This window comes from Mycobacterium sp., from assembly GCF_050701675.1.
In the GTDB taxonomy this organism is placed as follows: domain Bacteria; phylum Actinomycetota; class Actinomycetes; order Mycobacteriales; family Mycobacteriaceae; genus Mycobacterium.
In genome coordinates this window covers 1-11,936 of the sequence record NZ_JBOGDD010001001.1, presented here as the reverse complement: position 1 = coordinate 11,936, position 11,936 = coordinate 1, and the positions used below count along the sequence as shown (strand labels likewise).

At 66.3% G+C, this 11,936-nt stretch carries 11 protein-coding genes and 1 riboswitch; of the genes, 5 read left to right on the top strand and 6 right to left on the bottom strand.

Features of this window, described 5'->3' with window-relative positions:
* On the top strand, positions 1–975 hold a 975-nt coding region (locus ACRDUX_RS30490), incomplete at its 5' end, for a D-alanyl-D-alanine carboxypeptidase family protein (RefSeq protein WP_526419515.1).
* Here the strand turns inward: ACRDUX_RS30490 and yhjD are convergent.
* Genes yhjD through ACRDUX_RS30475 form a run of 3 tightly spaced genes read right to left on the bottom strand, consistent with a single transcriptional unit; the run spans position 972 to position 3,523 of the window.
* Positions 972–1,997 (bottom strand): inner membrane protein YhjD, encoded by a 1,026-nt coding sequence (gene yhjD, locus ACRDUX_RS30485; RefSeq protein WP_526419513.1) that lies wholly within the window; start codon positions 1,995–1,997, stop codon positions 972–974. The genes ACRDUX_RS30490 and yhjD overlap by 4 nt on opposite strands.
* 22 nt (positions 1,998–2,019) lie before the next feature.
* On the bottom strand, positions 2,020–3,066 hold the full coding sequence (gene trpS, locus ACRDUX_RS30480) for a tryptophan--tRNA ligase (protein WP_526419511.1): 1,047 nt from the start codon (positions 3,064–3,066) through the stop codon (positions 2,020–2,022).
* Between the two features lie 25 nt (positions 3,067–3,091).
* A complete protein-coding gene (locus ACRDUX_RS30475) occupies positions 3,092–3,523 on the bottom strand; it encodes a MarR family winged helix-turn-helix transcriptional regulator (protein ID WP_526419509.1) in 432 nt (143 codons plus the stop codon).
* A 45-nt stretch (positions 3,524–3,568) separates the two neighbouring features.
* Here ACRDUX_RS30475 and ACRDUX_RS30470 point away from each other — a divergent pair, with 45 nt between their 5' ends.
* A complete protein-coding gene (locus tag ACRDUX_RS30470; protein ID WP_526419507.1) occupies positions 3,569–4,213 on the top strand; it encodes a TIGR03086 family metal-binding protein in 645 nt (214 codons plus the stop codon).
* On the opposite strand, the gene ACRDUX_RS30465 is transcribed toward ACRDUX_RS30470, so the two are convergent.
* Positions 4,183–4,983 (bottom strand): exodeoxyribonuclease III, encoded by an 801-nt coding sequence (locus ACRDUX_RS30465; RefSeq protein WP_526419505.1) that lies wholly within the window; start codon positions 4,981–4,983, stop codon positions 4,183–4,185. The two genes, ACRDUX_RS30470 and ACRDUX_RS30465, sit on opposite strands and share 31 nt — an antisense overlap.
* 74 nt (positions 4,984–5,057) lie before the next feature.
* Between ACRDUX_RS30465 and ephH the strand changes: the two genes are divergently transcribed.
* Positions 5,058–5,897 carry an epoxide hydrolase EphH gene (gene ephH, locus ACRDUX_RS30460; RefSeq protein ID WP_526419503.1) on the top strand — a complete coding sequence of 280 codons (840 nt, stop codon included), beginning with the start codon at positions 5,058–5,060 and terminating at the stop codon, positions 5,895–5,897.
* 93 nt (positions 5,898–5,990) lie between these two features.
* Here the strand turns inward: ephH and ACRDUX_RS30455 are convergent, their stop codons facing one another.
* Both ACRDUX_RS30455 and ACRDUX_RS30450 read right to left on the bottom strand, forming a co-directional pair.
* Positions 5,991–7,208 carry an NADP-dependent isocitrate dehydrogenase gene (locus tag ACRDUX_RS30455; protein ID WP_526419501.1) on the bottom strand — a complete coding sequence of 406 codons (1,218 nt, stop codon included), beginning with the start codon at positions 7,206–7,208 and terminating at the stop codon, positions 5,991–5,993.
* A 41-nt stretch (positions 7,209–7,249) separates the two neighbouring features.
* Positions 7,250–9,487 carry an NADP-dependent isocitrate dehydrogenase gene (locus tag ACRDUX_RS30450; protein WP_526419499.1) on the bottom strand — a complete coding sequence of 746 codons (2,238 nt, stop codon included), beginning with the start codon at positions 9,485–9,487 and terminating at the stop codon, positions 7,250–7,252.
* Positions 9,488–9,679: 192 nt separating this feature from the next.
* Positions 9,680–9,800, top strand: a riboswitch (SAM riboswitch).
* 134 nt (positions 9,801–9,934) lie between these two features.
* Between ACRDUX_RS30450 and ACRDUX_RS30445 the strand changes: the two genes are divergently transcribed.
* Both ACRDUX_RS30445 and ACRDUX_RS30440 read left to right on the top strand, forming a co-directional pair.
* Positions 9,935–11,272, top strand: a complete 1,338-nt coding sequence (locus ACRDUX_RS30445; protein ID WP_526419498.1) for a bifunctional o-acetylhomoserine/o-acetylserine sulfhydrylase — start codon at positions 9,935–9,937, stop codon at positions 11,270–11,272.
* Positions 11,273–11,282: 10 nt separating this feature from the next.
* On the top strand, positions 11,283–11,936 hold a 654-nt coding region (locus ACRDUX_RS30440), incomplete at its 3' end, for a homoserine O-acetyltransferase family protein (protein WP_526419496.1).

The following is an 11,936-nucleotide window of genomic DNA, read 5'->3' as shown; positions in this document are numbered from 1 at the left end:
CCCGGCGACGTCTCCGCCGAGGCGTGGGTGATCGCCGATCTCGACAACGGCGACATCATCGCGGCGAGAGATCCACACGGCAGGCACCGTCCCGCCAGCATCATCAAGGTCCTGGTGGCGACGCAGTCGCTGCGCGAACTCCCGGTCGGCAAGCAGGTGATCGGGACCAACGACGACGCGGCGGCCGAGGGCACCCGCGTCGGGGTCGACCAGGGCGGCAGGTACACCGTGAACGACCTGTTGCACGGCCTGCTCATGCACTCGGGCAACGACGCCGCGCATGCGCTTGCGGTCCAGCTCGGCGGCATGGACGTCGCCCTGACGAAGATCAACGACCTGGCCGGAAAGCTCGGCGGCCACGACACCCGCGCCGCGACTCCGTCCGGTCTGGACGGTCCCGGCATGAGCACGTCGGCCTACGACCTCGGGTTGTTCTACCGGTACGCCTGGCAGAACTCCGTTTTCCGCGACATCGTCGCGACCAAGACCTACGACTTCCCCGGCCACCCCGGTCACGACGGTGGAGAGGACAGCCCCGGTTACCAGTTGGAGAACGACAACCAGCTGCTCTACAACTACCCGGGCGCACTCGGCGGCAAGACCGGATACACGGACGACGCCGGCCAGACGTTCGTCGGCGGGGCCGAGCGTGACGGACGGCGGCTCGTCGTGGTGATGCTGCACGGCACCCGCTTGCCGATCGCACCGTGGGAGCAGGCCGCCCACCTCCTCGACTACGGATTCGGGACACCACCGGGAACGAAGGTCGGCACCCTCATCGAGCCCGACCCGTCGCTCACCGTGAGGGACCAGAATCCACTGGGCGACAAGGTTCCCGCCCAGGACGTCGCGGCACCCCAACTCCCGACCGCGAATGCCATGCCCGTTCGGGTGGGCGTCGGCGTCGTAGGCTCGATCGTCGTGTTCGGCCTCATCATGGCCGCGCGGTCGCTGAACCGGCGACCCACGAACTAACGCCGACGCGTCAGCCGCGAAAGGCCAAGCGCTCCAAGTGCGCCCACCCCCGCCGCAGCGATCGCACCACCCACTCCGATGCCTTCCCTTACCTCGACCCTGGTAGTGATCTCGGCGGGATCGGGAGGCCAGACCGGAGCGGCGGCGAGGCTCTCCCGCGACGTCGCCGCCCATGCCGTGGCGAAGAGGATCAGCCTCGCGGTGACGTAGGAGAAGACCATGAGGCCGAGCACGGGGCCGAACGTGGCACCCGCCGGGCCCCGTAATACCGATGAAAGATAGACGGACGCGACGAGTTTGAAGATCTCGAACGCCACCGCGGCGATCAAGCCAGCGCGCGCGGCACTGCGGAAACGCACGGACTCTCTCGGGAGCCGGGCGATGATCCACGTGAACAGAAGCCACGAGATACCGAGTGACACCACCAGCGAGGCGATCCGCAACAGGATGCCCAGTGCCGGGAAGTCGGGGATGCCCAGCCACTCGAGCACGTGGCGCATCACCGTCTTCTTGCCGAGGACCGTCAGCGCGATGGTGACGACGATCGCGACGAACGCCGAGAGGAGTGCCAGCAGATCCGAGATCTTGGTTCTCACGAAGCCCGGCGGTTCACCGCGCTGCAGACCCCACATCTGGCTGAGTGCCTCACGCAAGTTGGCCATCCAGCCCAGTCCGGCCCACGCGGCGGTGGCCAGTCCGATGACGCCGACCGAGGTTCGCGAATCGATCGCCGAGTCCATCAGGTTGATGAGTTGCAACCCGAGGTCACCGGATACGGCGCCCCTGATCTTGGCCTCGATCTCCGCGAGCAGGTCGGGCCTGTTGGCGAGCACGAAGCCGCCCGCGGCGAAACCGACCATGAGAAGTGGAAACAGCGCGAAGATCGTGAAGTACGTGATGCCCGCGGCGTAGAAGTCGCCCTTGCTGTCGTTGTAGCGCTCCTGAGCGCGCATCGTGCGGTCGAACCAGACGAATCTGGCGCGCAGCCGGTCCATCACGCCAGGCTTGGCCGGCTCGGTCACGCCGGCCTCCTGGTTGTCGATTCTATTTTCGCTTCGCTCGAGCGCTCGTCGGAAGAAACCCTAACTGGTCGTATACCCGCTGCAACGTCTTGGCAGACACCTCGTTGGCCCGCTCGGCGCCCGCCTCCAGAACCGACTCCAGTTCGGCCACGTCAGCCAGCATTTCGTCGACCCGGGCCTTGATCGGCGTGACGAACTCGACGACGGCTTCGGCGGTGTCGGCCTTGAGATCGCCGTATCCCCGCCCCGCGTAACCCTCGACGAGTTTGTCGACGTCGACGCCGGTGACGGCGGACTGGACGGTCAGCAAGTTGGAGACACCCGGCTTCGCGTCACGGTCGAAGCGGATCTCGCGTTCGCTATCGGTGACCGCGGACCGGATCTTCTTTGCGGTCTTCTTCGGGTCCTCGAGCAGGCTGATCAGCCCCGCGTCGGTGGCAGCCGACTTGCTCATCTTCGCGGTTGGATCCTGCAGGTCGTAGATCTTGGCCGTTGCCTTCTGGATCATCGGCTCGGGTACGACGAACGTGCCGGGGAACCGCGCGTTGAACCTCTGCGCGACGTCCCTGGCGAGCTCGAGGTGCTGGCGCTGGTCCTCGCCGACGGGCACCAGGTCGGTGTCATAGAGCAATACGTCGGCGGCCATCAGCACCGGGTAGGTGAAAAGCCCGACGGTGGTGGCGTCGGCGCCCTCCTTCTGCGACTTGTCCTTGAACTGCGTCATGCGCGATGCCAGACCGAACCCTGTGAAACAGCCCAGCACCCAAGCCAATTCGGCGTGTGCGGGCACGTGGCTCTGCAGGAAGACGGTGGACCGGTTGGGGTCGATGCCCAGCGCCAGGTACTGCGCGGCGGTCACCAGGGTGCGCTTGCGGAGCAGGGCGGGATCCTGCGGAATGGTGATCGCGTGCAGGTCGACGACGCAGAAGTAGGCGTCGTAACCGTCCTGCAGCCCGATCCACTGACTGACCGCACCAAGGGCATTGCCGAGATGAAGGGAGTCGGAGGTGGGCTGCACGCCGGAGAAGACGACCCTCTCGGGGGCGCCGTCAGTGTTCCTTGGGCTCATGATGCCCTCGATCCTTCCACTGCCGTCATCCGGTTTCGTCACGGGTCAGCCGACGCAGCACCTTCAGGAACACCCGTCGCTCCTCGGCGCCCAACTCGCCGAGCCACCGTTCCTCGCCCTGCTGAATGTCGGCCTGCGCGGCAGCCTTGACCACCCGCCCGGAGTCAGTGATCGCCAGCAGGCGCACCCGGCGGTCGTCGGGGTCCGGATGGCGCTCGATGTGTCCGCGTTCCTGCAGTTCGTCAAGGGTGCGGATGATGCGGGTCTTGTCGGCGCCGATCGCCTCGGCCAACGCCGCCTGGGTCCGCATCGACGAGCGGTCCAGGGCCAACAGCACGATGTAGCCCCACATCGTGAGACCGTGCGCCTCCAAGACCGGCTGCTCGGCGGCCATCAGCTCGCGCACCAGCGGAGCGAGCATCGCCGCGAGATCGGGGCGACGGGACTGCTGCGACATCGGATCATGGTAGGCGTTGCCATATCGTATGCGTGAGCCTATCGTATGTCTATGCCTACTAATTCATATGCGTTGCTCCCACTGCATCGGATCGCCGTGCTCGCGTCGATCGACGTCGTCGACACCGTTCGACCCGAAGACCTCCACCTTCCGACGCCATGCGCGGGCTGGAACCTCGTCGACCTGCTCGCGCACATGACCGTCCAGCACCGCGGGTTCGCCGCGGCGGCAGGGGGTTCCGGCGCCGATCCCGAGATCTGGCGGCCCGAGAGAGTGCTTGCGTCGGTCACCGCAGACCCGGCTGGCGCCTATGCCGCGGCCGCTCACGACGTACTCGACGCCTTCGCCGCCGACGGCACCCAGGACGTGGAGTTCGCACTTCCCGACTTCGGCCCCGACGCACGCGTCCCCGGCGCCATGGCGATGGGGTTCCACTTCGTGGACTATGCCGTGCACGGCTGGGACGTCGCCGCCGCGCTGAACGTCCCGTACTCACTGCCCGACGACGTGGTCGCCGGCGTCCTGCCACTCGTGCTGGCCGTTCCCGACGGCGACTTCCGCGCCGCGGCGGGATCACCGTTCGGCCCGGCCGTCGAATCGGTGGGCACCGACGACTTCGAGCGCATCCTGCGCCACCTCGGCCGCCGGCCGGACTGGCGTCAGGCGTACTCCACCGTCACGGGCGCGTGATCGGACCACCGCAAGGCGTAGGCGTCGGCTCGCTCGACGCGGGCTTCGACCACGCGGTCGGCCAGCAGTGCGTTGGCGAGCTGGTAGTCGATCCGCCAGCCCGCGTCGTTGTCGAACGCCTTGCCTCGCCACGACCACCAGCTGTACGGGCCGGGCACCTCCGGGTATTGCACCCGAACGACGTCGACCCAGCCGGTGGCGAGCAGATCGGAGAGCCACTGCCGCTCGCTCGGCAGGAAGCCGGCCTTCTTCCTGTTGGCCTTCCACGCCTTGATGTCGTGCTCGGTGTGCGCAATGTTCCAGTCCCCGCACACCACTGCCCCGCGACGCTTGCGGCGTAGCACCGCCATGCGCGTGGCGACGGCGGCCATGAAGCGTTCCTTCTCCAACTGCCGGTCGGTCTCGGCCTCGCCGGTCGGAAAGTACACGCTGGCGACGGTGGCGCCTGCGGTGTCGACCTCGAGGTAGCGGCCGTGCGCGGCGAACTCGTCGGCGTCCGGCCCGATGAGCACGCGGGTGATGGCATGCCTGCTGAGCACGGCAACACCGTTGCGGCCCTTGAGATGCGGGTCGGCCGACGCGAGGTGCCACCCGTTGACCAGGGCGGGCGCCAACGCCTCGGCCAGCTGGTCGTCGTCGGCGCGGGTCTCCTGCAGGCAGACCACGTCCGCGCGCGTCTGCGCCAGCCACGGCAGAAGGCCGAGATTGTCCGGCGACCGCTCCTTGACTGCTGCTCGGATGCCGTTGACGTTGACGGTGCTGACGATCACGATCGATGACCTTAACGGTCATGACCGACGCGCCATTCTTGCGGTACCGCCGGTATCACCTTAGGGTCGGCGGCATGGCACAACGCGCGCCCATCCACGTGGGGTCTGGCGAACCGATCGTGATGTTGCACCCCTTCCTGTGCTCTCAGGCGGTCTGGAGCACGGTCGCGGATCAGCTGGCCGAGACCGGCCGCTTCGAGGTGTTCGCCCCCACGATGGTCGGCCACAACGGCGGACTGCGCGCTTCGTCGTGGTTCATGGACACCGCCGATCTCGTCGACGACGTCGAGCGGCGGATGGACCAATTGGGTTGGGACACTGCGCACATCGTCGGCAACTCGCTCGGCGGCTGGGTGGCCTTCGAACTGGAACGACGCGGCCGGGCGCGCACGCTCACCGCGATCGCACCGGCAGGCGGCTGGTCGCAACACTCGCCATCGAAGTACGAGACGGTGCTGAAGTTCCTCCTCGGCGGCCCGGTTCTCATCGCGGCGCGGCTGCTCGGCCCCCGCATCCTCGACCTGCCGTTCGCGCGCCGGATCGCCACCCTGCCCGTCAGCGGTCCAGCCGACGGCCCCAGCCATCCCGAGCTCGTCGCGCTGGTGGATGACGCGACGCACTGCACGGCCTACGTGCAGCTGTTGCTCAAGACCTTGCGGCTCCCCGGCCTGCTGGAGCTCGCCAGTGTCGCCGTGCCTACCCAGCTGGTGCTGTGCGGTCAGGACAGGGTCTTCCCAAGCCCGCGCGGCACCAAGTACTTCGTCGACAACCTGCCGACCGACGCCCAGGTGATTCGCCTCGAAGGCCTCGGCCACATCCCCATGCTCGAGGCGCCGGGACGCATCACCGAGCTGATCGCCGACTTCGTCGATCAGCATGCCGAGCCGCAGAGACAGGCACCGCCGGCGGGGTAGCCCTCCGGCGCGATTGGGGCCCGCGAAATAGCATTCCCTGTCGTCAACCGCGATCGGTAGCGACAGGGAACTCTATTTCGGCGGGGTCAACGGCTAGCTCAGGGCCTGGTTGAGATGGTCGGCGATGGTGCCGAGGTACTCCTCGCTGGTCTCCCAGCCCTGCTCCGGCCCGATCAGCAGGGCGAGGTCCTTGGTCATGTGGCCGCCCTCGACCGTCCCGATGACCACGTCCTCCAGCTTCTGTGCGAACTCGACCACCGCGGGCGTGTTGTCGAGCTTTCCGCGATGCTCGAGTCCGCGGGTCCAGGCGAAGATCGAGGCGATCGGATTGGTCGACGTCGCCTTGCCCGCCTGGTGCTGGCGGTAGTGCCTGGTGACCGTGCCGTGGGCGGCCTCGGCCTCGACTGTCTGGCCGTCTGGCGTCATCAGCACCGACGTCATCAGCCCAAGGGACCCGTAACCCTGTGCGACGGTGTCGGATTGAACGTCACCGTCGTAGTTCTTGCAGGCCCAGACGTAACCGCCCTCCCACTTCAGGCAGGAGGCCACCATATCGTCGATCAGGCGATGTTCGTAGGTCAGGCCCCTGGAGTCGAAATCCGCTTTGAACTCCTCGTCGAAGATGCGCTGGAACTCATCCTTGAACATCCCGTCGTAGCCCTTGAGGATGGTGTTCTTCGTTGAAAGGTAGACGGGGTAATTCTGTTGCAGCCCATACTTGAACGACGCACGGGCGAAGTCCTGGATGGACTTCTTGAAGTTGTACATGCCCATGATGACGCCGCCGCCGTCGGGGATCTGGACGACGTCGTGCACCATCGGCTCACTGCCGTCGTCCGGTGTGAACGTGACCGTGAACGTGCCGGGCTTCTCGACCTTGGTGTTGAAGGCGCGGTACTGATCGCCGAAGGCGTGCCTGCCGATGATGATCGGCTTGGTCCAACCGGGCACCAACCGCGGCACGTTCTCGATCACGATCGGGGCGCGGAAGATCGTGCCACCCAAAATGTTTCGAATGGTGCCGTTGGGTGACAGCCACATCTCCTTGAGGCCGAACTCCTTGACGCGGGCCTCGTCCGGCGTGATGGTGGCGCACTTGACGCCGACGTGGTGCTTCTTGATCGCGTTCGCCGCGTCGACGGTGACCTGGTCGTCGGTCTCGTCGCGGTGCTCCATGCCGAGGTCGTAGTACTCGAGGTTCACGTCGAGGTGCGGGAGGATCAGGGTGTCCTTGATCAGCTTCCAGATGATCCGAGTCATCTCGTCACCGTCGAGCTCGACTACCGTGCCTTCGACCTTGATCTTCGACATGCACTCGACATTACAAGGCCGGATTCCGGCGCCACGAACGGTCAGCCGCGGGTGGCCTCCAGCGCCTCGTTGAACGTCTTACTGGGGCGCATCACCGCCGTGATCTTCTCGGCGTCCGGGTAGTAGTAGCCGCCGATGTCCACCGCGATTCCCTGCGCCTCGTTCAATTCGGCCACGATGGCGTCCTCGCTGTCGGTCAGCGCCTTGGCCAGCGGTGCGAAGTGCTCGGCGAGTTCCTTGTCATCGGTCTGCTCGGCGAGTTCCTGCGCCCAGTACATGGCCAGGTAGAACTGGCTGCCCCGGTTGTCGAGTTCACCGGTCTTGCGCGACGGATTCTTGTTGTTCTCCAACAGCTTTCCGGTCGCGGCATCGAGCGCCCTTGCGAGGAGCTTGGCCCGGTCGTTGCCGGTCTTGGTACCCAGATCCTCCAAGCTGACGGCCAACGCGAGGAATTCGCCGAGGGAGTCCCAGCGCAGGTGGTTCTCCTCGACCAGCTGACTGACGTGCTTGGGCGCCGAACCGCCCGCGCCCGTCTCGTACAACCCGCCGCCTGCCATCAGCGGCACGATGGACAGCATCTTGGCGCTGGTGCCCAGCTCGAGGATCGGGAACAGGTCGGTTAGGTAATCGCGGAGGATGTTGCCGGTCGCGGCGATGGTGTCCTGCCCGCGCATCGCGCGCTCGATCGTGTGCCGCATGGCCCGTTCCTGCGACATGATCGAGATGTCGAGGCCGTCGGTGTCCAGATCGGCGAGGTAGGCGTTGACCTTCGTGCGCAGCTCGTTCTCGTGCGGGCGCTCCTGGTCCAGCCAGAACACCACCGGCATGCCGGAGTCACGCGCCCGGGTCACGGCCAGCTTCACCCAGTCGCGGATCGGTGCGTCCTTGACGACGGGCATGCGCCAGATGTCGCCGGCCTCCACGTTCTGCGTCAGAAGCACCTCGCCGGTCTCGTTGTCGACGATGTCGGCGACGCCGTCCTCGGCAATCTCGAAGGTCTTGTCGTGGCTGCCGTACTCCTCGGCCTGCTGCGCCATCAGCCCGACGTTCGGGACGGTGCCCATGGTCGTCGGGTCGAACTGGCCGTGCGTCTTGCAGAAGTTGATGATCTCCTGGTAGATGCGCGAGAAGGTGGACTCCGGGTTGACCGCCTTGGTGTCCTTGGTCCGGCCGTCGGCGCCGTACATCTTGCCGCCGAGTCGGATCATCGCGGGCATCGAGGCGTCGACGATGACGTCGCTTGGCGAATGGAAGTTCGAGATGCCCTTGGCCGAATCCACCATGGCCAGCTCCGGACGGTGCTCGTGGCACGCGTGCAGGTCCCGGATGATCTCTTCGTGCTGCGAGGCAGGCAGCGACTCGATCTTGTCGTACAGGTCGGACAGCCCGTTGTCGACGTTGACGCCGAGTTCGTCGAACAGCTTCTGATGCTTGGCGAACGCGTCCTTGTAGAAGATCTTCACGGCGTGTCCGAACACGATGGGGTGCGACACCTTCATCATCGTGGCCTTGACGTGCAGGGAGAACATCACACCGGTCTTGTACGCGTCCTCCATCTCCTCTTCGTAGAAGTCGCACAGGGCCTTCTTGCTCATGAACATGCTGTCGATGACGTCGCCATCGTCCAGCTTCACCTCGGGCTTCAGCACGACCGTCGCACCGCCCTTGACGGTGAGTTCCATCCGCACGTTGCGCGCACGGTCCAGCGTCAGCGACTTCTCGCCGTGATAGAAGTCACCGTGCTTCATGGTCGCCACGTGAGTGCGCGAGGCCTGAGACCACGGGCTCATGCTGTGCGGGTGCTTGCGCGCGTACTCCTTGACCGCCTTGGGTGCGCGACGATCCGAGTTGCCTTCGCGCAGTACCGGATTCACCGCACTGCCGAGGCACTTGCCGTAGCGCGCCTTGATCTCGCGCTCCTCGTCGGTCTTCGGCTCACCGGGATAGTCGGGAAGGTCGTAGCCCTTCGCCTTCAATTCCTTGATGGCATTGAGGAGCTGAGGTACCGAGGCGCTGACGTTCGGCAGCTTGATGATGTTGGTCTCCGGCAGCTGTGTCAGCTCGCCAAGCTCTCCGAGGTTGTCCGGCACGCGCTGCTCTTCGGTCAGGTAGTCGGAGAACTCAGCGAGGATGCGGGCGGCCACCGAGATGTCACTGGTCTTGACGTCGATGCCGGCCGCATCGGCGAACGCGCGGATCACCGGCAGGAAGGCGTACGTCGCAAGCAGGGGCGCTTCATCGGTCAACGTGTAGATGATGGTCGGCTGCTGGTCACTCATGGTCACTCCCGGCGTCATGGTCGGTCAGAATCTGGGGCGCTCCGCGGGTCTCGCGGCAGCCTTCAGTATCGCGTCGAATGCGACGCTACGCGCACGTAGGGGGTCGAGAACGACCCCTCCCGAGTCGGCCCGCCCCCCATGCGCCACGAACCCGCTGGCAGGCACACCACGTCACGAGATACGCTTCGTTTCGGTCATGAGTGCCAGCGTCAAGCCCCGGCTCGCTGGCCGGCAACCCTCCAACCGCGGTGGGGTGCCCCGGGTGATTGACCAGGTTGAGTAGTCGCAGTCGGCTACACGGCAAGCGCGGGCCCGCCATGACGGGCCCTTGAGTAGACAGGGAAACCTGATGCGGAGGCCCACGTTGTGCAGATGTCGCTGAACCATCCCAACACTTGATCCGTGCCCTCTAGGGCACCCCCAGCTCATCTCCAGGAGATATCCGTCATGACCACACCCGAAATCGATCCGAGCGCGAACTGGGCGTTCGAGACCAAACAGGTCCACGCCGGCCAGGCCCCCGACACCGCGACGAACGCACGGGCACTGCCGATCTACCAGACCACGTCCTACGTGTTCGACGACACCACCCACGCCGCCGCCCTCTTCGGCCTCGCCGAGCCAGGCAACATCTACACCCGCATCGGCAACCCGACCCAGGACGTCGTCGAACAGCGCATCGCGGCGCTGGAAGGTGGTGTCGCCGCCCTGTTCCTGTCCTCCGGCCAAGCGGCGGAGACCTTCGCCATCCTCAACCTGGCCAGCGCCGGTGACCACATCGTGTCCAGCCCGCGGCTCTACGGCGGCACGTACAACCTGTTCCACTACACGCTGCCCAAACTCGGCATCGAGACCACCTTCGTCGACGACCCCGACGACCTCGACTCCTGGCGGGCTGCCGTCCGTCCGAACACCAAGGCGTTCTTCGCCGAGACCATCTCCAACCCGCAGATCGACGTCCTCGACATCCCAGGCGTCTCGTCCGTCGCCCACGACAACGGCGTGCCGCTGATCGTGGACAACACCATCGCGACGCCGTACCTGATCCAGCCGATCGCCCATGGCGCGGACATCGTCGTGCACTCGGCCACCAAGTACCTCGGCGGACACGGTACGGCGATCGCAGGCGTCATCGTCGACGGCGGGAACTTCGACTGGACGAACGGACGGTTCCCCGGATTCACCGAGCCGGACCCGAGCTACCACGGTGTGGTGTTCGCCGAACTCGGCCCGCCCGCCTACGCGCTCAAGGCGCGGGTGCAACTGCTGCGTGACCTCGGCTCCGCGGGCGCACCGTTCAACGCGTTCCTCGTCTCCCAGGGCCTCGAGACGCTGAGCCTGCGCCTCGAGCGCCACGTCGCAAACGCCCAGCGGGTCGCCGAGTTCCTCGAGGGGGAACCGGAAGTGGTTTCCGTCAACTACGCCGGCCTTCCCTCGTCCCCGTGGTACGAGCTCGGAAAGAAGCTGGCGCCCAAGGGAACCGGAGCTGTGCTTGCGTTCGAGCTGGCCGGCGGGATCGACGCGGGCAAGGCGTTCGTCAACGCGCTGACTCTGCACAGCCACGTCGCCAACATCGGCGACGTCCGCTCGCTGGTGATCCACCCAGCCTCGACGACCCATGCCCAGTTGTCGCCCGATGAGCAGCTCGCCAGCGGTGTGACGCCCGGTCTGGTGCGACTCGCCGTCGGCATCGAGGGCATCGACGACATCCTCGCCGACCTCGAGCAGGGCTTCGCCGCCGCCAAGGCGTTCTCCGTCGTGCCGCAGACCGCGGCGTCGTTGTGAGAGTAGAGAAGTGACGATCACCCACGTGGCCCTCCCGACGCTGCCCGCCCTAGACGAGGTAGGCGTCGTCGACATCGGCCCACTGACACTCGAGTCCGGGGCGGTCCTCGACGACGTCCAGATCGCCGTGCAACGGTGGGGCGAACTGTCGGCGGCACGCGACAACGTCGTCGTGGTCCTGCACGCATTGACCGGCGACTCGCACATCACCGGACCATCGAGTCCCGATCACCCGACACCCGGTTGGTGGGACGGCGTGGCAGGACCGGGCGCGCCCATCGACACCGACCGCTGGTGTGCGATCGCCACGAACGTACTCGGCGGATGCCGTGGCTCCACCGGACCGAGTTCCCTTGCACCGGACGGTGAGCCGTGGGGCTCGCGTTTCCCGGCGATCACCGTGCGCGATCAGGTGAACGCCGACCTCGCCGCGCTGTCCGTGCTTGGCATCACCCAAGTGGCCGCCGTCGTCGGAGGCTCGATGGGTGGTGCGCGCGCACTCGAATGGATCGTCGGCCACCCCGACACCGTCCGCGCTGCGCTGGTGCTGGCGGTCGGAGCGCGGGCGACCGCCGACCAGATCGGCACCCAGAGCACCCAGGTGTCGGCGATCAAGTCCGACCCGGACTGGCAGAACGGCGACTACTACGGCACCGGACGCGCC